Below are 18,952 nucleotides of genomic sequence, written 5' to 3'. Positions count from 1 at the left end.
GGTTAATCGAAGTTAAGCGCGTTACCAGTGCCTTTCGGCACAAAGCCACCCGTTCCGCATCACTTCAGCCAGCCGGCCTCGCGATACCACGCCGCCGTGGCGTGGAGGCCCATGCGGGTTTCTACCTGGGGGAGCCAGAGTTCGGGCGGGGGCTGGTTGCCTTCGCCTGCGCGCCAGTCCGGGTGGCACATGTAGCCGACGCGGTCCATCGTCAGCTTGGCGCCTTTGCCACGGAAGCGCGCATCGAGCCTTGCGCCGAGGCGCAGCATTCCGGCGGGCAGGTTGATCGCGGTGGCGCGCTTGCCCATGGCCATGCCGATGGCGCGGGCGAGATCGGTGTTGGTCCAGCCGCCGGGGGTGCCGTCATCAGGCTCGAAGGTCATGTGCGTCACCTCCTCGCTGCCGGGAATCAGGGCGAGCAGGAGGCGGGCGAGGTCGTTGACGTGGATGATCGAAAGGTGGCCCTGCGGCGGCAACGGCACCACGCCGCGCCGGGCCAGCTTGAACAGCTCGAACATCTCGGTATCGCGCGGGCCATAGACGGCGGGCGGGCGCACCACGGTCCAGTCCAGGCTGCTGGCCTTGACGATCTTCTCGCCGCGCAGCTTGGAACGACCGTAGATCGACAGGTCCGGCTCGCGCGCTGAGAGCGAGGAGACGTGGACGAAGCGCGGCACGCCTGCTTCAAGCGCAGCGTTTACGACGTTCAGCGTGCCCCAGACGTTGCCGTCCTCGAAGCCCTTTGCGTCCGGCGCGCTGACCACGCCGGCAATGTGCAGGACAACGCTGGCGCGGCCGACGAGGCGCTGGAGCGCGCGCTTGTCGTTGAGGTCGCCCTGCACCCATTCGACCCCGGCACGGGCATCCTGCGGGCGGCGGGCAAGGGCGCGGACCTCTATTCCGGCGCGGGCGGCATAATCGAGCACGGCCTGACCGACGAACCCGGTCGCCCCGGTAATCGCCAGCAATTCTGCGGCCATTACAGAAGCACCATCTGGTCGCGATGGATCAGGGCCGAGCGGGGAGCGTAACCGAGAAGCTCTTCGTGCTCGCGACTGTGGCGGCCCTTGAGGCGGGCACATTCGGCGGCGTCATATTCGGACAGGCCGCGCGCGAGAGTCTGGCCGTCAGGACCGACGACGGCAATGGCATCGCCGCGCTGGAAATCGCCATTGACGCTGGTGATCCCGGCGGCGAGCAGGCTGGAGCCACGCGTCAGTGCGGCAGCGGCTCCGGCATCGACATGGACGGTCCCGCGCATCCGCATCCGCCCGCCCAGCCACGCCTTGCGCGCCTGCTTGCGCCCGCGCGGCAGGAACAGCGTGCCGCGATCCGTGCGCATTGCAGAACCGATGGGAGATACGGGCTGGCCGTCGATGATGGCCAACGCCATGCCCGCCAATTCGGCGATCTCTGCCGCCTGCAACTTCGAGGTCATGCCGCCCGAGCCGAGGCCGGAGGACGAACCGCCGGTGGCCATGGCGTGAATCTCTGGGGTGACGCCCTTCACCACCGGAATGCGGGTTGCGCCGGGCTCGCGCGGGTCGCGGTCATAGAGGCCGTCGATATCGGACAGCAGCAGCACGCCGCTGGCTCCTGCGGCCTGTCCTACGCGAGCTGCGAGCCGGTCGTTGTCGCCAAAGCGGATTTCCTGCGTGGCGACGGAATCGTTCTCGTTGATCACCGGCACCGCGCCTGCGGCCAGCAGCGTACCGAGTGTGGCGGTGACGTTGAGGTAGCGGCGGCGGTCTTCGAGGTCTTCAAGCGTCAGCAGGATCTGAGCGGCAGTCAGGCCATGCGCGGCCAGCAATTCCGCCCAAAGGCCTGCCAGTGCGATCTGGCCGACCGAGGCCGCAGCCTGCGCATCGGACAGGCTGCCCCGTCCGCCCTTGGCCAGGCCAAGCTTGCGCGCGCCGAGCGCAATCGCGCCAGAGGACACGACGATGACTTCCTGCCCTGCAGCGCGTGCCGCAGCAATCTCGGCCACAAGCGCGGTCAGCCACTCGCGGCGCGGCGCACCATCCTTGCCGACAAGCAGCGCCGAGCCGACCTTGACCACAAGGCGCGGGCAGGTCTTGGCGTCGGTCAGGTGGGCAAGCTGGCTGATCTTCATGAGGGCCGCTTAGGGTATTTGTGACGGGGCGTGAAGGGTTACCGGTCCTGCGCGCGGCGCGCTTGGACGATCAGATCGGCGACCAGGGCTTTTCGTCGGCCTGTTCCTCGACCTGCCCGGTCGGGCGTTCGGTTATCGTGGCGGCAGGCAGGTGCTCGAGCACGGCGTCGAGCAGAGCGTCCATGCCCTTCCCCGTCGCGCCGGAGATCGGATAGACCTTGGTCGCGCCGGCTGCGCGCAGTTCCTTGGTGAAGGCCTTGACCAGTTCGGCGTCGACCAGATCGATCTTGTTGAGCGCGATCAGCCGGGGCTTTTCATCAAGCCCTGAGCCATAGGCCTCAAGCTCGCCTTCGACGATCTGCATGGCTTCGGCAGGATCGGTCTCGCTGTGGATGTCGATCAGGTGGATCAGCACGCGGCAGCGTTCGATATGGCCAAGGAAGCGGTCACCGATGCCAACGCCTTCGGCCGCGCCTTCGATCAGGCCGGGAATGTCGGCCAGCACGAACTCGCGGTTGCGATGGCTGACCACGCCAAGCTGCGGGCGCAGCGTGGTGAAGGCGTATTCGCCGACCTTGGCCTTGGTGTTGGTGATCTTGTTGATGAAGGTCGATTTGCCAGCATTGGGCAGGCCGACAAGGCCAGCGTCCGCCATCAGCTTGAGGCGCAGCCAGACGTACATTTCCTCGCCGGGCCAACCGGGGCCGTGCTGGCGCGGGGCGCGGTTGGTGGAGGACTTGTAGGACGCATTGCCCCGCCCGCCATCGCCGCCGCGCAAAAGAACGACGCGCTTGCCCACTTCGGTGAGGTCGAGCAGAACGGTCTCGCGGTCATCATCGAGCACCTGCGTGCCGACGGGGACCTTGATCACGAGATCCTCGCCGCCGGCGCCCGTGCGGTTGGTGCCCGCACCGCCCTGGCCGCGCTGCGCCTTGAAGTGCTGGGTGTAGCGGAAGTCGATCAAAGTGTTCAGACCGGCAACGGCCTCGAACACGATGTCGCCGCCCTTGCCGCCGTTGCCGCCGTTGGGACCGCCGTACTCTTCGTACTTCTCCCGCCGGAAGCTGACCGCACCGGGACCGCCCTGCCCGGAGCGGATGAAAATCTTGGCTTGGTCGAGAAAATGCATGTCGGTAAAATGTCCACTGACAGGCCCGAATGCAATAGCGCCGGGCCCCCTAAGCGAGCCTGTTGGTCCCGTTCATGGAGTTCCTGGAGCCTCGAACCGCACGGCGCCTGCCGATCAGGCGGTTCGATGATACCTGGTGGAGCCGAGGGGGATCGAACCCCTGACCTCGTCATTGCGAACGACGCGCTCTCCCATCTGAGCTACGGCCCCGTTCCCGGTATCGCCCCACGGCACTACCGCAGGGAGCGCCGCCATTAGCGCAGCGTCCCTTGCGTGAAAAGTGGCATTTTCGAGATTCTTTGGAAGCGCCTCTCGATCAGTTCCCTGCCCCGCTGCGGTTGGTGACGGTGGTGGACGAGACCACGACCGGCTGCTGCGGTGCATTTACCAATGCGCCATACTGTGCCTGCCAGATCGCCAGATCATTGCGGTAGACTTCGTAGCGGCGGTAGAAATCATCGAACACGACCTCGATGCTCGGCAGGCTGCGGACCGCAAAAGCCTCCAGCTCTGCCGACTTGATCGCTGCGCCATCGCGCGTCACCGCCATGACCGCATCGCAAAAGTCCGAGAGCGTCGGCGGCAGCGCGTAGTGATTGTAGACCGAGGTGATGTAAGCCTCGCGCGGGGCGATGAACTTCTGCCCGTACTTGGCCTTGAACTCGGTATCGAGCTTCTTGTTTACGACGTTCAGCGCCTTGGCATGCGTGGTCAGGAACGCCTTGTAGCGTGGCAGGATGTCGGCGTGCTTGGGCGCGCTGCAGTTGAGCGCGGCCACGTTGTAGGCCGAGCGCAGGTTCCACACCATCTGCGCGGTGGTGATGTTGCGGTTGACCGACAAGCGCAAGCCGTTCGCATCAGCGGGAGGCAGGTAGATGTTGTCCGACGCGCCGTTGGGCGGCATCGGCTTAGGCGGAATAACCACGACCTTGGGCGGGGGTGGCGGAGGTGGCGGTGGTGGCGGAGGTGGCGGTGCGCATGAAGCAAGGCCGATGGCCAGAGCCATTGCCGCGATGGCAGGCGCATGAAGACGCCGAAAGCGAAACATTGGCATTCCCCCAAAGGTAGCCGATTGGCCGATGATCCCATTGACGCAACGTGCAAAATTGCGCCGGTCATCCTTTCTGCAAGATGAAGGCAACACTAGCGCCACTACTCACACATGAGAATCCCCTGAAAAAGAAAAACCCGGCGAACCGTTGCGGCCCGCCGGGTCAATCTCGTTCAGTCTGGTTGCTTCAGCGGATCAGCGGCGATCGCCCATGAACTGCAGCAGGAACTGGAACATGTTGATGAAGTCGAGGTAGAGGCTCAGCGCGCCGAGGACGACCGCCTTGCCAGCGAAATCGGTTCCGGCGACGTAGGCATACTGCTCCTTGAGCTTCTGCGTATCGTAGGCGGTGAGGCCAGCGAAGATCAGGACGCCGAGGAAGCTGATCGCCCAGGCGAGTGGCCTAGAAGGTGTCATGCCAAACAAAGGCAGAGCAGCATTCAAAAGCGAGGCTATCAGCAGACCAAATACGCCCATAATCAGGAAGCTGCCAAATCCCGACAAGTCCTTCTTGGTAGTGTATCCAAAAAGGCTGAGCCCTGCAAATGCACTAGCAGTTGAAAAGAACGTGATCGCAATAGAAGGACCAGTATATCGAAAGAAGATAGACGACAGCGAAAGCCCCATGGCCACACTGAAGCCCCAAAACATCGCCTGCATCGCAGTGGTCGAAAGGCGATTTAGGCCGAAGCTCATGATCATCACAAAGGCCAACGGCGTTAGCGCCACAAGCCACCGCAATGGCGTGCCGAAAACGGCCTCAGCCATGCCCGATGTCGCAAAGACCAGCGCGACGATGCCCGAGAGCAGCACGCCCGAGGCCATGTAATTGTAGATCGACAGCATGTGGCGACGCAGGCCCGCATCGAACACCTCGCTGCGACCCTGAAGGCCGGAGAGGCCCGGAGACGCGCCGAAACCCGTCCCAGTGGGCCGAGGGTCGTTCCAGTTTGCCATTTTCAAAGCTCCGTTCTGTGGCCCCTTTGGCCACGTCACTGGAATATCGGCGCTTTGGCCCCTGCTTTCAAGTGAAACCGAAGCAATGAACCGGCAATCAAATGTAACGAATTGTTTCGCGCATTCAGGATCTGGCGCGGGCCTGCTCGGTCATTTCGGCGCTGCGGTCACGCGCGCCTCGCAAGGTGTCTTCCATCAGGGCGACAAGACGGCGGTCCTTGTCCAGAATGTCGATGCCGACCTGTGTGACGCCGCCCGGGCTCGCAACGCGGCGGGCGAGCTCGCCCGGGCCGTGTTCGGAGGCTGCGGCGAGCATGGCCGCCCCTTCGACCATGGACAGCGCCAGGCGGTCCGCCTGCTCGCGGGGAAGCCCGAGCGAGGCTGCGCCTTCGGCCAGTGCATCGATGAAGCGATAAACGAAAGCAGGGCCTGACCCTGCAAGCGCGGTAACGGGGTCCATCTGATCCTCGCCCGAGAGCCACTCTGCCTGCCCCAGCGGCGCCATCAGTACATCGGTCTGGGCGCGCGCAGCGGCGTCAGCCTCACCGACGAGCGCGATCGGCGACTTGCCGAGCGCTGCTGCGAGATTTGGCATGACGCGCACGATTGCGCGGGCTTCGGGGAAGTTCGAGCGGAGCGTGGCGAGATCGACGCCGGCAAGGATCGACAGCAGCAGCGTGTTCGGGCCTACGAACGGACGCACGGCCGCAGCGGCGTCAGGCAACTGCTGCGGCTTGAAGCAAAGCAGGACGACGTCGAACGCTCCCTCGCCCTCGGGCGCGGCCTTGAGCAGTCGCGTGCCCTGCGGGGCAGCTTCGAGATAGGGATCGACGATGGTGAAGGTCTCGGGCGCGATACCGCCTGCGAGCCAGCCCTTGAGCATGGCACCGCCCATGTTGCCGCAGCCGAACTGGAGGAAGGTCATGGTCATTGGCAGATTCCTTGAGTCGCGTTTGCGGGCTCAATGCCGGGGCGCGGTGCTCATCGCAACGTGGAAACCTGAAAAAGGCGCTGCTCCCCCGCGAAGGCGGGGGCCTCGGTCCTTTTACGCCAATGTTCGGTGACAACACCGAGGTCCCCGCATTCGCGGGGACGCCACCTGTCGCCGTCAGGCTTCCCCGGCCGCGTCCACCATTGCGCTGGCGAGCGCGTCTGCCGGGCTCTTGTCGCCCCACAGGATAAACTGGAACGCGGGGTAGAACCGGTCGCATTCGTCCACAGCCGCCTCGATCGCTGCCTGCGCCTGGCTGATGCTGAGCAGGCCTTCGTCTCCCAGCATGAGACCGTGGCGGTAAAGCAGGACCGAACCGTTCGACCAGATGTCGAAGTGGCCGATCCAGACCTGCTCATTGATCAGCGCCATCAGTTCGTAAACGGCCAGCTTCTTGTCATCGGGGATGCGAATGTCGGGCAGGCACAGGATCTGCAGGACGTGATCCTCGATCCGCCAGATGGCCCGAAGCTGGTAGTTCGCCCAGGAACCCTGGATTTCGCCGGTCACTTCGTCATCAGAGACGAATTCGCACGGCCAGCCGCGCGCCTCGAACAACGAGGCGATCATGTCGACAGGCGCTGCCTCTTCGCGCTCGTTGTCGTCATGGCCGGTCCGCATGGTACGTCCCCTGAACACGTGATCGGGCCTCCTCGGCTGGTCGGCCCGGCAGGGCGATCTGCCCTGACTGCTGCTCACCCCGTCAATGGCGGTTCACACCCCCACCCGACAATCGCGGGTTAACAGGCGGTTGGGCAAAACTCGACAACCTTGTGGGAAAGCTGTGGACAAGGAGTGAACAGCGCGGCTCGGCACATGTTCCTGCCAAGTCAGCTTATTTGAGCGAAAGCGTGTCCACGGCCTGCCCCGCAGGACTGGTCCACTGATAGCTGGATACGCCGCTTTTCTTGAGCCTGGTGACGAATTCCTGCGCGTCGGCCTCGCTTTCGAAAGGCCCGGTGAGGAGGCGGAAATTGCTGCGCCACGGCGAGATGTAGGGCTTGCGGCCACGCAGTACCTCTGGCGCCTCCTTGACCAGGCGGCGCCACTCGTTGTCCATCATGTCCTTGTTGCCGCCGGTCAGGACCTGAACCCAGATGCGGCTGGGATGGCTTGGCGCGGCCTTCTTTGCCTTGGCGTCCTTTGCCTCCTTGGCATCCTTTGCCGCGGCCTTGGAGTCCTTGATCGGCTTGCCGTCCTTGCCGAGCTTGACCGCCTCCTTGGCCGAGGGCTTCTCCGGTTCCTTGGCGGGAATGCGCGACACATCGGTCGGCCCATCGGGGCGCTCGCCGCGTGCATCGGCCTTCGTCGCCTTGGCGGCGGGCTTGGGCGCAATCCGGGTGATGTCGACCGCTGCGACCTGCGCTTTGCGCTCTTCCTCGGGGGGAGCGAAGGACTTGAACAGCGAAGCTAGATCGCGCGGGGGGGGCGGAGAAGCCGTAGCGGTCTGGACAGGCGTCGTCACTCCTGCCGGGGTGGAAGCGGTCGTGACAGATGGCGTCGGCGTGCTTGCTGCAACTTGCGTGACCGGCTGCGACGGTGGAGCCGGGGTCGCCACCGGAGGCGGAGCCGGTACCGGGGCATTCTGGGTCGTGGTGGTCGAGCCAACTTTCGCCAGATCGAAGCTGCCTGCGGTGCCTATCGTCGGACGCGGGGCGGCAGATGATGTCTGTGACGGCTGAGGCTGCGTCGATGGTTGAGCCGGAAGCGATGCGGGCTTGGGCGGGGCCGAGGTTGCTGCGGCAACCTGCACAGGCGCCCGCGCTTCCGGCGGCGGGGCCGTGAGGTCCTGCTGGAAGCCCGGCTTCGCAACGGCAGACGATGAGGACACGATCGTCGTGGTAGGGGTGGGTGTTGACGTCGGAGTGGCCGGAGGCCGACTGGCAGGCGGCTGTGCGAGACGGATCGGCGGCACGGCAGGACGCGCCGAACCCGGTGGCACGTCGAGCGCTGAAAGCACCGTCGGGCGGGGCACCACGGGCTGAGTTGTTGCCGGGGCCGGTGGTGCCGACACGCTTGCATATGTCTGCGAAGGGGTCGGCGTGGGTTGCGCGGTCGTCGTTGCAGGACGCGTGCTTGCCGGGGCTGCCACAGTCTCGATCCTGCCCGGACGACGACGCTTTTCTCTGCTTGGCTTTTCCGTCGATGCGGCCGACGGTCCAAGCGGAGCGCCGCTCGGGATCAGCCCCGCTTCGGCTTGACGAGGCGCGCGGGGATTGAGCGCTGCGTACTGGACAACGCGCGGATCGTCCCGGCCAATGTCTGCCGCCCGCGGAAAACGGCCGAAGTTGGCGGCAGCGGCCTGCTGCGCGGGCGTGAGGCGCGGCATGTAGCGCAGATAGGGCGCAATTCCGGCTGCAAGGTCCTGCGGCATCGATGCGTAGGCGATGGCCACCGCCTCGTCCGAGCCACCGGTGACAGCCATGGCGAAGGTGCGGGTGCGCCATGCCGCACGGTCCTGCTTCTCGATCAGCGGCGCGAGCAGCGCCTCTGCGCCACGACGGTCGCCCGCGATGGCAAGGCTCATGGCATAGCGGCGCGTGATCTCGGCGTCGGTACCGCGGCTGAGCGCCACCTGATACCAGCGCTGGGCCCGGCCATTGTCACCGACCAGATCGTAGGCCAGCGCGCGATCCGCCGCCATTGCGAAAGTATCGGCTCCGGCGCGCTCTGCCTCGTCGAACGAGCGGATCGCCTCAACAGGATTTTCGGCGACAAGCTGCGCCTTGCCCATCAAGGCCTTGGTTCGGCCGTTGCCAGGCTGGACTTCATCCGCCCTTGCAAGAAAGCCGATGGCAGCATCGCTGTCGCCAAGCTTCAGCGCAGCGTCGGCGGCATCGAACAGGGCAGATACGTTGCGCGGATCGGCAGCAAGGCGCGCAAGCGCAGCGTTGAGATCGCGCGTGGGGCTTTGCGCGGTCGACTGCACGACCGGGCGCGATACCGTGACGGGACCATCGGGATCATCGTCCCCCCTGCCCGAAGCCTGTGCGAGGGCCGGGGTCGCAGCTGTGGCCAGCAGAAACGCGACCGTCAGGCGCACGCCGTCGGTGCCGAGAAAACGCGCGATGGGGAAGCGGTTGATCATCCTGCCGCGCTCTATACCGATCCCAAGATGAAGCGGCGGCAACAGGTGCCGCCTCTCATCCGATTTTACTGGTTGTTTTGACGGCCGAGGAAGCGCGGAATGTTCAGCGCGCTGCCATCGTCGTCGCCATCATCGTCACCGCCGCGGTTGCCGCGCGAAAGATTGGCCATGCGTTCGAACAGGGTGCTGCCGCCTGCAGGCTTGGCAGGCTCGGCTTCGGGCGCGCGACCAAGACGCGGCATGGCCGGGCCCGGTTCAGGTGCGGGAGCAGCTTCGGGAGCAGGCTCAACAGGTGCTTCCATGCCACCCAGTGACAGTTCGCCCGGATCGTGTTCTTCCTGCGCTTCGGAAAGATCGAGCGTCAGATCGAACGGTTCGGGCTCCGGTTCTGCAGCAGGCGCAGCGGGCTGCACCTGCTCTGCCGCAGGCGACCATGCCGGTTGCGCAGGCTCGGCCGGGGGCGGCGTGTAGACAGGTGCGGCGGGCGCTGCCGTCGGGACGGCGGGGCCACGCGAGGTGTTGGGGATCGAAACCGGGCGCGAGGCAATTTCGGCCTGCTCCTGACTCTGTTCGATGCCAGTGGCGACAACCGAGACGCGGATCTTGCCATCGAGGTCAGGATTGAAGGCCGAGCCCCAGATGATGTTCGCATTGGGATCGACCAGTTCACGAATGTGGTTCGCGGCTTCGTCGACCTCGAGCAGCTTCATGTCGTCGCCGCCGATGATCGAGATGATCACGCCCTTGGCACCCTGCATCGAAACGCCATCGAGCAGCGGGTTGGCAATGGCGCGTTCGGCGGCTTCGAGCGCGCGGTTTGGACCTTCGCCCTCGCCCGTGCCCATCATCGCCTTGCCCATCTCGCCCATGACCGAGCGGACGTCGGCGAAGTCGAGGTTGATCAGGCCCGGCATGACCATCAGGTCGGTGATCGAGCGGACGCCCTGCTGGAGGACTTCGTCAGCCAGCTGGAACGCTTCCTTGAAGGTCGTCTCCGCCTTGGCCACCAGGAACAGGTTCTGGTTGGGAATGACGATCAGCGTATCGACGTGCTTCTGCAGCTCCTCGATACCGCTTTCGGCCGAGCGCATGCGGCGCGTACCTTCGAACAGGAATGGCTTGGTCACCACGCCCACGGTGAGCACGCCCTTGCGGCGCGCTGCTTCGGCGATGACCGGAGCCGCCCCGGTGCCGGTGCCGCCACCCATGCCAGCGGCGATGAACACCATGTGCACGCCTTCCAGCGCACGCTCGAGTTCCTCGATCGTCTCTTCGGCAGCGGCGCGGCCGACTTCGGGACGTGCGCCTGCGCCAAGCCCCTGCGTGATGTCGGGCCCGAGCTGGATGCGGTTTTCCGCGATCGAGTTGTTCAGCGCCTGCGCGTCGGTGTTGACGACGATGAACTCGACGCCCTCGATCTGCGCGTTGATCATGTTGGCGATGGCATTGCCGCCTGCGCCACCAACCCCGATCACCGTGATCCGGGGACGAAGCTCGTCGATGGCCGGCGGTCCGATGTTGATGCTCATAGTCGGTCTCCCAATCGGGTCATTGGCCTCGCTGATGGCAAACATGCGCGTTCAGCGAGATTGCAAAACTTCACATTAACCTGTTGCACAAGGCAGCTTTACGAATCAAAGGCGGTTTTGCCTTTTCCACAAGTTGCATAGGCGTGACAGGCCGCAATTCGTCGAGTTCGGAGCGGTAAGGCTCAAAACCCGCTTCAGAAGTAATCCTTAACTGCACGCCACAGGCGAATCAGCAGGTTCATGCCCTTGTATGAACCGGTCGGAACGAAGGCCGGACCGATCGCGCGAATGTCCACCGGATCGGCCGCAGCAAAGAGCACGAGGCCGACCAGCGTCGACGAACTTGGCGTGGCGTGGCCCGGCGGTAGACCCAGCATGGTTGGCGGCGAGCCGATGCGGACCGGGCGCCCGAGCGCCGATTGCGCATAGTCTGCAAGCCCCGGCAGTTGCGCACCGCCTCCGGTGAGAACGACCTGCTGGCCGGTCTGGCCGACAAAGCCCATCGCCTTTAGCGCCTTGCCGACTTCCTCGGTGAAGAAGCCGAGCTGCTGGGTTATCACCGAGATCAGTTCCGCACGCGGAATGCGGTTCTTGTCATCGGCATGGCGGGCGACGGGGCCACCCTCGGGATCGCCCGGCGCATTGACCGGGATCATCTCGCGGTGGTCGGCAGGGCTGGCGATGGCCGAGCCGGACATGCACTTGAGGCGTTCTGCCTGATAGCGGCGGATGCCGAAAGCCGAGGCGATGGCGTCCGTGATGTCGCCCGACCCGTACTGGATCACCTGCATGCCGAGCAGCATGCCGGCGGCATAGACCGAGACGGTAGTGACTTCAGCACCGAATTCCACCAGCGCCACGCCAAGCTCGCGCTCCTCCGGCGTCAGGCAGGCATGCCCCGCCGCGACGGGCGAGCCGACCACGGCCTCGACATCAAGGTGCGCGTTCTGCACAGCCTCACGGATGTTGCGCACAGGTGCGCCATCGGCGAGCATCACGTGGATGTCGACCGCCAGCCGCTCGGCATGGAGCCCCTTGGGGTTGGGCACGCCGTGGGCGCCATCGAGCGTGTAGTGCGCAGGCTGGGCATGGAGCACAGTACGGCCATCGGGCTGGATGACCTCGCGTCCTGCCACCAGCAGATGCTCGATATCGTCCTGCTCGATCCGCCGCCCGCCGACTTCGACCTCGACCCGCGCCGTGGTGCTGGCGAGCCCTGCACCGGAACAACCGATCCAGACCTTCTGGATATCGACATTGGCCATCTTCTCGGCGCGCTCGATCGCGTCGCGTACCGAATGCGTCGCGGCCTGCATGTCGGTCACGTAGCCGCGCTTGATCCCCTGCGCGGCGCGGTGGCCCGATCCCAGAACGACCATCTCGCCGGTTTCCGATAGCCCAGCGATCATCGCGGAAACCCGGAACGAGCCAATGTTGACGGCAGCAAAGACCTTGGTGATGCGGGGCGTAGCCATCGTGCCGAATCAGCCCTCGTCGCTCTTGGCAGCGGCAGCAAGACGCTTGGCTTCGGCCTTGGCCTGTTCTGCGGCACGCTTCTGCGCGGCGACTTCTTCGGCGTGGCCGGGCACGCGCATGTAGATGCGATCGGGTGCGCGCATGTCGAAGGCTGCGACCTTGCCACCGAGCAGGCGGTTGACGCCGTCCATCCGGGCAAAGCTCAGCAAGGCCCCCGCCGATTTCTCGTCGCCTTCGGGCAGCGCAAGCACCTGTCCGGTCTTGAAGGTCAGATTCCAGCGGCGATTGCCCACCCATTCGGCCTCGGCAACCTGCGGCTTGAGCGCAGGCGCGGCATCGAGCAAGCGCGTCAGATCCTCGACCCGCTGGCCCACGCCAAGGCCGGAGAGCACCAGCATGCCCTTGGCCTTGTCGGGCTTCACGGTTTCGAGTTCGGTGCCGGTATCGTCGATCAGCACCATCCGGTCGGGCTTGCGCAGCACCGCGTGAGGGCTGCGCTCGACGATGTCGATCACCAAGGTATCGGGCAGCTTGCGCGAGACGCGCGCGTCCTTGACCCACGGCAGCTGGTTCAGCTCATCGCGCAATGCGGCGAGATCGAGCGTGGTCATCGCCCGGTCGTTCTGGCCTAGCACGCGCTCGTAGATGCGCTGTTCGTTCATGCGGTTGACGCCGCGCACTTCGAGGTGGCTGACCTTGAAGCCCGCGTCTGATGCGATCAGCGCGGCCTGTTCAGACGCTAGTGCCGGAATCCCCGCCATGACCGCGACAGTCCAGACGATCCCGACAGCGACCGCCAGGATCAAAGTCATCACGATCCGGTGCAGCGTCTCCTCGCTGAACGGCAGCCAGTGCATGACCGTGTCGAGCACCGACCCGGTCTGCTGGCGCGCAGACTGGACCTTGCGCTGCGTCGTGCGCGCAGCCGCAGCCCGCCGCACGCCCTTTCCGCCACGCTTGATCGTCTGCGCCATGGTTCAGACCTTCCTTCTGTCAGCTTTGGCGTCTTTCAGGGCCTCGGCAATGATCGCCTCGACCAGATCGGGATAGTCCATGCCCAGCGCCTTGGCCTGTTCGGGCACTAGGCTGAGCGGGGTCATACCCGGCTGGGTGTTCACTTCGAGCAGGAACAGGCCCTCGACGCCCTGTTCATCGTCCCAGCGGAAGTCCGAGCGGCTGGTGCCCTTGCAGCCGAGCAACTGGTGCGAACGCAGCGCGATCTGCTTGCAGGCTTCGGTGATCTCGTCGGGGATGTCTGCCGGACAGATATGGTCGGTCATGCCATCGGTGTACTTGGCATCGAAATCGTAGAAGCCGGACTTGGGCTTGAGTTCGGTGACGAGCAGCGAGCGATCCCCGATCACCGCCGTGGTCAACTCGCGGCCACGGATGAAGGGTTCGGCCAAAAGTTCATCAAACTCCTGCCACGGCCCGCGCGCATCGGCGCTGATCGGATTGCCGTAGTTGCCATCCGCCGTGACGATGGCGACGCCGACCGACGAGCCCTCGTTCACCGGCTTGAGCACGTAAGGGCGCGGCAAGGGATCGCCCTTGTATAGTTCCTGCGTGCGCACGATGCGCCCACCGGGCATCGGAATACCATGCGGCACCAGCGCCTGCTTGGTCAGTTCCTTGTCGATCGCGATGACCGAAGTGGCGAGGCCTGAGTGCGTGTAGGTCAGCCCCATGATGTCCATCAGGCCCTGAATCGAGCCGTCCTCTCCGGGTGTGCCGTGGAGCGCATTGAAAACGACATCGGGCTTGGCCTCGGCGAGGCGCAGCGCAACCTCGCGGTCCATGTCGATGCGCGTGACCTCGTGGCCCTTGGACTCAAGCGCCTTGGCCACGCCCTCGCCCGACATGAGCGACACCGGCCGTTCGCTCGACCACCCACCCATCAGCACCGCGACATGAAGTTTCGGAAGCGTCACGGTCTGCCAATCCTCTTGATTTCCCATTCGAGCTCGACGCCCGACATTTGCCTAACGCGCTTGCGCACTTCCTCGCCCAAGGCTTCAATGTCGGCGCTGGTCGCCTCACCGGTGTTTATCAGGAAGTTGGTGTGCTTTTCGCTGACCTGCGCGCCGCCAAGCGTCAGCCCACGGCAACCGGCCTTGTCGACCAGTTCCCAAGCCTTGCCACCGTCGGGGTTCTTGAAGGTGGACCCACCGGTCTTCGAGCGCAGCGGCTGCGAGGCTTCCCGAGCCGCACTGATGCGGTCCATCTCTGCCTGAATGGCGTCCGGCTCGCCGGGATGACCCCTGAAGCGCGCGGCGACGACGATGGAACCATCGGTCAGGTCGGAATGGCGATAGGTATAGCCGAGTTCGGACAGCGGCAGCGTAGCGATTTCGCCCGAGCGGATCACAACGTCGCAATCGACGAGCACGTCCTTGACCTCGCGCCCATAGGCCCCGCCGTTCATGCGCACAAAACCGCCGACCGTGCCGGGGATCGAGCGCAGAAATTCGAGGCCTGCAATCCCGTTGTCGCGTGCGGTCGAGGACACGAGAATGCCGCTCGCCCCGCCGCCGCAGTTCAGCGTGACCTCATCAACCTTCTCGACTTTGGCAAAGGCCTTGCCGAGGCGAACCACGACGCCCGGAACCCCGCCATCGCGGACGATCAGGTTGGAGCCGAGGCCAAGCGCCATGACCGGCACCTCCGGCGCAAGGCTCGCGAGGAAGTCCTGCAGATCGGACACGTCCTTCGGTTCAAACAGCCAGTCAGCCGTGCCGCCGGACTTGAACCAGACCAGCGGCGCAAGCGGGGCATTGGGTGTCAGCTTGCCGCGAACCGATGGCAGCGTGAGCGTGGTCACCCCTGCCCCCTTTCGCGCGCAATCGCATCGGCAAGGCCCGCCGCCCACTTGGTGATATCGCCCGCGCCAAGGCAAACGACCATGTCTCCTGCCTGCACCGTGGCGGAAAGTTCCTTCGCGAGCGCATCCGGCCCGGCGGTCAAATGCGCCGAGCGATGCCCGCGTGCCTTGATGCCCTCGACCATGGCGGCGCTGTCCACGCCCTCGATCGGCTGTTCGCCGGCCGGATAGACCGGCGCGGCATAGACCACATCCGCATCGTTGAACGCGCCCTGGAAGTCTTCCATGTGATCGCGCAACCGGGTGAAGCGGTGCGGCTGGACCACGGCGATGACGCGGCCCTGCACACCCTCACGCGCTGCTGCAAGAACGGCGCGGATTTCGACCGGATGATGGCCGTAGTCATCGATCACGGTGACACCGTCCACCTCACCCACCTTGGTGAAGCGGCGCTTTACCCCGCCGAACTTGCCGAAGCCGGTGCGGATCAGGTCGTCCGAAACGCCCATCTCCACCGCCACAGCCACAGCTGCCAGCGCGTTCTGGACATTGTGACGGCCCGGCATCGGCAGCTCGATGCCCTCGATCCGGCGGAACGAACCATCGCGCTGGCGCAGCACCGCGGTAAAGCGGTTGCCGCCGGGAATGGGCGTCACGGCCTCGCCGCGCACGTCAGCTTGCGCGGAGAAACCATAGGTCACCACGCGGCGGTCGCGCACCTTGGGGATGATCGCCTGCACTTCGGGATGATCGATGCAGAGCATCGCCGCGCCATAGAACGGCACGTTCTCGATGAATTCAACGAAGGCCGACTTCACCTTGTCGAAGCTGCCGTAATGGTCGAGATGCTCGGGGTCGATGTTGGTGACGACTGCCAGCGTGCCATCAAGACGCAGGAACGATCCGTCGCTCTCGTCGGCCTCCACCACCATCCACTCGCTGTCACCCAGACGGGCGTTGGAGCCGTAGGAGTTGATGATGCCGCCGTTGATCACGGTCGGGTCCACGCCACCTGCATCGAGCAGGCAGGCGACCATCGACGTCGTCGTGGTCTTGCCGTGCGTGCCAGCCACGGCAACCGTGTTCTTGAGCCGCATCAGCTCTGCCAGCATTTCCGCGCGGCGAACCACGGGGATTCGGTTTTCGAGCGCGGCGACGACTTCGGGATTGTCGCGCTTCACGGCGGTCGAGGTGACCACAACGGCCACGCCATCGACGTTCTCGGTCTTCTGCCCGATCATCACCTTGATGCCGCGGGAGCGCAGGCCCTCGACGACATAGCTTTCGGCCATGTCGGAGCCCTGCACCGAATAGCCCATGTTGTGCATGACCTCGGCAATGCCCGACATGCCGATGCCGCCGATGCCGACGAAGTGGATCGTCCCGATCTCGGTGCCGACGCCCTTCACGCGAGTTGCCCCTGTGCCGAAGTCGCAGGGCTGCGCGTATCGACGCGGATCACGTCCATGATCGGCTCCCCGCCGAAGCTCTCGACCAGATCGGCAAGATCGCTCACGGCGTTGGGCAGGCCGCAGTTCCACGCGGCGTGTGCGGCATTGGCAAGGGTGTGCGGGTGCTGGGCCATGGCCTGAATCTGTTTCGCCAGTTCCTTGGGGGTAAAGCCGGTCTGCCGGATCGCGCGCGCGCCACCTGCCGCGACCATCTCGCGCGTGTTGGCGGCCTGATGGTCGTCCGTCGCAATGGGCAGCGGCACGAGGATAGCGGGGCGTCCGACCGCAGTCAGCTCCGCAATGGTCGAAGCGCCTGCCCGCCCGATAAACAGGTGCGTTCCGGCAAGCCGCGCCTGCATGTCTTCAAAATAGGTGCCAAGTTCCGCTGGAATCTCATGCGCAGCATAGCGCGCGCGAACCGCTTCGAGGTCTTCCGGGCGGCACTGCTGCGTCACCTGCAAGCGATGGCGCAATGCGGGCGGCAGCATGGCCAGACCATCGGGCACCACCTCCGACAGGATCGAAGCGCCCTGACTCCCACCAGTCACCAACACACGAAACAGACTGTCCTCGGTGAATTCCGGGAACGGTTCACCGCGCAGCGCCAGCACTTCCGGCCGCACCGGATTGCCCACACGGTGGACCTTGCCCCACAGCTTCGGATCGAGCCGGTCAACCTCGCCATAGGCGGTCGCGATGGCATCGACGCGGCTCGCGAGGAAGCGGTTCACCCGCCCCAGCACCGCGTTCTGTTCGTGGATCACCGTCGGAATCTTGGCCGAATGCGCAGCGAGCAGCGCAGGCAGCGCGGGGTAGCCGCCAAAGCCGATCACGCAGGACGGTTCAAAACTTTCGAACAGGCGCAACGCCATCGCGCGGCCCTGCCAGATCGCGCGCAGGCCCTTGAGCAGCGCGACCGGATTCTTGGCCAGACGCCCGGCAGGAAGCACGTGCGCGGGCATGAAGTCGGGCTTGCCGGGAATCTTCGCCCCGCGCTCGTCCGTCACCAGCGCGACGTGATGACCGCGCCGTTCCAGTTCCACCGCCAGCGCGAAGGCCGGAATGAGGTGTCCGCCCGTGCCGCCTGCCGCGAGCACGTAATGCCGTGAAGCGCCACTCATCTGCGCACCAGTTCCGTAACGTCGAACTTCTCGCGCGAAAGGTAGGGGTTGCGCCGCGTGATCGCGAGCAGCAGCCCGACACCCATGAGCAGCGCGATGGTGGACGATCCGCCGTAGCTGATCAGCGGCAAGGTCATGCCTTTCGAAGGGAAAAGTTGCAGGTTCACAAGGATGTTGATGAACGCCTGCCCCACCAACTGCGCGGTCAGCCCGGCTGCCGCAAGGATGGTGAACAGATCGTCCTCGTCAAGCAGGCGCATCAGCACGCGCAGCGCGATCGCGCAATAGATCGTGACGATCACCGCGCAGGCAATCAGCCCGAATTCCTCACCGACCACCGAAAAGATGTAGTCGGTATGCGCTTCGGGCAGCGCGTTCTTGCGGCTGCCAAGCCACAGGCCGGTCCCGCTCCACCCGCCGTTCATCAGAGTGCGCATGGCAAGATCGACCTGGTCGAACTCGCTGCCGCCCGAAATGAAGTTGTCGATACGATGTGTGGCGTTGGGATAGAAGAAGTAAGCCGCGATGACAGCAAGGATCAGGGCGCCCATCGCATAGAGGATCTTGTTGACCGACAGGCCTGAAAGCAGCGCGAGCACGAACCAGACGCCACCGAACAACATGGTAGAGCCGAAATCCGGCTGGGCCATCAGCAGCACGCCGACAAGGCCCATGATCGCAACCGTGATCGGGATGACCGGGATATTCGGATCGCGCACCCGCCACGACAGGATCCACGCCAGCGCAATGGCAAAGCCCGGCTTGAGGAATTCGGAAGGTTGCAGGCTGAAACCGATCCACAACCAGCGCTTGGCGCCCTTCACCTCGCTCCCGACCAGCGGCACCAGTACCAGCGCCACGACCATCGCCGCAGCCAGCACGATCGCTCCTCGCCGCGCAGCCTCCTTGGGCAGGACCGATGCGAAGAACATCGCGACCAGCCCCACCGCAACCCAGCGCAGGTGAATCCAGAAGAAGTATAGATCGCCCAGAGACTTGCTGCTGGTGGAAAGGCGATGCGCCGAAGCAGGCGACGCTGCAGCCACTGCAATGCAACCGATGGTCACCAGCGACAGGATCAGCGTCAGCAGCACGCGGTCGATCTCGCGCCACCAGATCAGCAGTTCGCTGCGACGGCTGCGGCGGAAGCGCGCGCCATGGCCGACCACGCGAACGCCGCCATCGGGCATCGTGGTGGTGACCAGACGAGTGGGGGTCGGCGTCG

16 protein-coding genes and 1 tRNA gene are annotated in these 18,952 nt (G+C 65.0%); all 17 read right to left on the bottom strand.

Translation table 11 applies throughout. The features are described 5' to 3' along the window. Positions 1–59: 59 nt before the first annotated feature. The 17 genes from ACZ1JW_RS11735 to ACZ1JW_RS11655 all read right to left on the bottom strand — a co-directional run bounded on the left by ACZ1JW_RS11735 (position 60) and on the right by ACZ1JW_RS11655 (position 18,917). Positions 60–980 carry an NAD-dependent epimerase/dehydratase family protein gene (locus tag ACZ1JW_RS11735; RefSeq protein WP_465123376.1) on the bottom strand — a complete coding sequence of 307 codons (921 nt, stop codon included), beginning with the start codon at positions 978–980 and terminating at the stop codon, positions 60–62. Next, positions 980–2,113, bottom strand: a complete 1,134-nt coding sequence (proB, locus tag ACZ1JW_RS11730; protein WP_465140677.1) for a glutamate 5-kinase — start codon at positions 2,111–2,113, stop codon at positions 980–982. Before proB ends, ACZ1JW_RS11735 begins: the two co-directional genes overlap by 1 nt. Positions 2,114–2,183: 70 nt before the next feature. Then, positions 2,184–3,242: a GTPase ObgE gene (obgE, locus tag ACZ1JW_RS11725; protein ID WP_465123378.1), complete on the bottom strand. Its 1,059-nt coding sequence runs from the start codon at positions 3,240–3,242 to the stop codon at positions 2,184–2,186. Between the two features lie 134 nt (positions 3,243–3,376). Then, positions 3,377–3,452: transfer RNA gene (locus ACZ1JW_RS11720), tRNA-Ala, on the bottom strand. Between the two features lie 106 nt (positions 3,453–3,558). Continuing rightward, positions 3,559–4,290: a hypothetical protein gene (locus ACZ1JW_RS11715; protein WP_465140676.1), complete on the bottom strand. Its 732-nt coding sequence runs from the start codon at positions 4,288–4,290 to the stop codon at positions 3,559–3,561. A gap of 198 nt (positions 4,291–4,488) precedes the next feature. Beyond that, positions 4,489–5,250 carry a Bax inhibitor-1/YccA family protein gene (locus tag ACZ1JW_RS11710; protein ID WP_465140675.1) on the bottom strand — a complete coding sequence of 254 codons (762 nt, stop codon included), beginning with the start codon at positions 5,248–5,250 and terminating at the stop codon, positions 4,489–4,491. A gap of 124 nt (positions 5,251–5,374) precedes the next feature. Next, positions 5,375–6,181, bottom strand: coding sequence for a pyrroline-5-carboxylate reductase family protein (locus ACZ1JW_RS11705; protein ID WP_465140674.1), 807 nt, complete (start codon positions 6,179–6,181; stop codon positions 5,375–5,377). 177 nt (positions 6,182–6,358) lie between these two features. Then, on the bottom strand, positions 6,359–6,862 hold the full coding sequence (locus ACZ1JW_RS11700; protein WP_144906879.1) for a type III secretion system chaperone family protein: 504 nt from the start codon (positions 6,860–6,862) through the stop codon (positions 6,359–6,361). 214 nt (positions 6,863–7,076) lie between these two features. Next, positions 7,077–9,329: an SPOR domain-containing protein gene (locus tag ACZ1JW_RS11695; RefSeq protein WP_465140673.1), complete on the bottom strand. Its 2,253-nt coding sequence runs from the start codon at positions 9,327–9,329 to the stop codon at positions 7,077–7,079. 65 nt (positions 9,330–9,394) lie between these two features. After that, positions 9,395–10,858, bottom strand: a complete 1,464-nt coding sequence (ftsZ, locus tag ACZ1JW_RS11690; RefSeq protein ID WP_465123383.1) for a cell division protein FtsZ — start codon at positions 10,856–10,858, stop codon at positions 9,395–9,397. A 194-nt stretch (positions 10,859–11,052) separates the two neighbouring features. Further along, positions 11,053–12,333 carry a cell division protein FtsA gene (gene ftsA, locus ACZ1JW_RS11685; RefSeq protein WP_465123384.1) on the bottom strand — a complete coding sequence of 427 codons (1,281 nt, stop codon included), beginning with the start codon at positions 12,331–12,333 and terminating at the stop codon, positions 11,053–11,055. A 9-nt stretch (positions 12,334–12,342) separates the two neighbouring features. Then, positions 12,343–13,308, bottom strand: coding sequence for a cell division protein FtsQ/DivIB (locus tag ACZ1JW_RS11680; RefSeq protein WP_465123385.1), 966 nt, complete (start codon positions 13,306–13,308; stop codon positions 12,343–12,345). 3 nt (positions 13,309–13,311) lie between these two features. Next, positions 13,312–14,265 (bottom strand): D-alanine--D-alanine ligase, encoded by a 954-nt coding sequence (locus ACZ1JW_RS11675; RefSeq protein WP_465123386.1) that lies wholly within the window; start codon positions 14,263–14,265, stop codon positions 13,312–13,314. After that, a complete protein-coding gene (murB, locus tag ACZ1JW_RS11670) occupies positions 14,262–15,155 on the bottom strand; it encodes a UDP-N-acetylmuramate dehydrogenase (RefSeq protein WP_465140672.1) in 894 nt (297 codons plus the stop codon). Before murB ends, ACZ1JW_RS11675 begins: the two co-directional genes overlap by 4 nt. Further along, positions 15,152–16,564, bottom strand: a complete 1,413-nt coding sequence (murC, locus tag ACZ1JW_RS11665) for a UDP-N-acetylmuramate--L-alanine ligase (RefSeq protein WP_465123387.1) — start codon at positions 16,562–16,564, stop codon at positions 15,152–15,154. The genes murB and murC overlap by 4 nt, the downstream gene beginning before the upstream one ends. Continuing rightward, positions 16,561–17,727 carry an undecaprenyldiphospho-muramoylpentapeptide beta-N-acetylglucosaminyltransferase gene (gene murG / locus ACZ1JW_RS11660; protein ID WP_465140671.1) on the bottom strand — a complete coding sequence of 389 codons (1,167 nt, stop codon included), beginning with the start codon at positions 17,725–17,727 and terminating at the stop codon, positions 16,561–16,563. Before murG ends, murC begins: the two co-directional genes overlap by 4 nt. Next, positions 17,724–18,917 carry an FtsW/RodA/SpoVE family cell cycle protein gene (locus ACZ1JW_RS11655; RefSeq protein WP_465142771.1) on the bottom strand — a complete coding sequence of 398 codons (1,194 nt, stop codon included), beginning with the start codon at positions 18,915–18,917 and terminating at the stop codon, positions 17,724–17,726. The genes murG and ACZ1JW_RS11655 overlap by 4 nt, the downstream gene beginning before the upstream one ends. Between the last annotated feature and the right edge of the window lie 35 nt (positions 18,918–18,952).

The sequence above is a fragment of the Novosphingobium sp. BL-A-28-Hi1-0D genome (assembly GCF_055521755.1).
This window is presented reverse-complemented; position numbering and strand designations above follow the sequence as displayed.

What these genes read in the sequence shown, in the direction of transcription:
- ACZ1JW_RS11735 (WP_465123376.1), bottom strand. Translation starts at nt 980, where the DNA reads ATGGCCGCAGAATTGCTGGCGATTACCGGGGCGACCGGGTTCGTCGGT.
- proB (WP_465140677.1), bottom strand. Translation starts at nt 2,113, where the DNA reads ATGAAGATCAGCCAGCTTGCCCACCTGACCGACGCCAAGACCTGCCCG.
- obgE (WP_465123378.1), bottom strand. Translation starts at nt 3,242, where the DNA reads ATGCATTTTCTCGACCAAGCCAAGATTTTCATCCGCTCCGGGCAGGGC.
- ACZ1JW_RS11715 (WP_465140676.1), bottom strand. Translation starts at nt 4,290, where the DNA reads ATGTTTCGCTTTCGGCGTCTTCATGCGCCTGCCATCGCGGCAATGGCT.
- ACZ1JW_RS11710 (WP_465140675.1), bottom strand. Translation starts at nt 5,250, where the DNA reads ATGGCAAACTGGAACGACCCTCGGCCCACTGGGACGGGTTTCGGCGCG.
- ACZ1JW_RS11705 (WP_465140674.1), bottom strand. Translation starts at nt 6,181, where the DNA reads ATGACCATGACCTTCCTCCAGTTCGGCTGCGGCAACATGGGCGGTGCC.
- ACZ1JW_RS11700 (WP_144906879.1), bottom strand. Translation starts at nt 6,862, where the DNA reads ATGCGGACCGGCCATGACGACAACGAGCGCGAAGAGGCAGCGCCTGTC.
- ACZ1JW_RS11695 (WP_465140673.1), bottom strand. Translation starts at nt 9,329, where the DNA reads ATGATCAACCGCTTCCCCATCGCGCGTTTTCTCGGCACCGACGGCGTG.
- ftsZ (WP_465123383.1), bottom strand. Translation starts at nt 10,858, where the DNA reads ATGAGCATCAACATCGGACCGCCGGCCATCGACGAGCTTCGTCCCCGG.
- ftsA (WP_465123384.1), bottom strand. Translation starts at nt 12,333, where the DNA reads ATGGCTACGCCCCGCATCACCAAGGTCTTTGCTGCCGTCAACATTGGC.
- ACZ1JW_RS11680 (WP_465123385.1), bottom strand. Translation starts at nt 13,308, where the DNA reads ATGGCGCAGACGATCAAGCGTGGCGGAAAGGGCGTGCGGCGGGCTGCG.
- murG (WP_465140671.1), bottom strand. Translation starts at nt 17,727, where the DNA reads ATGAGTGGCGCTTCACGGCATTACGTGCTCGCGGCAGGCGGCACGGGC.
- ACZ1JW_RS11655 (WP_465142771.1), bottom strand. Translation starts at nt 18,917, where the DNA reads ATGCCCGATGGCGGCGTTCGCGTGGTCGGCCATGGCGCGCGCTTCCGC.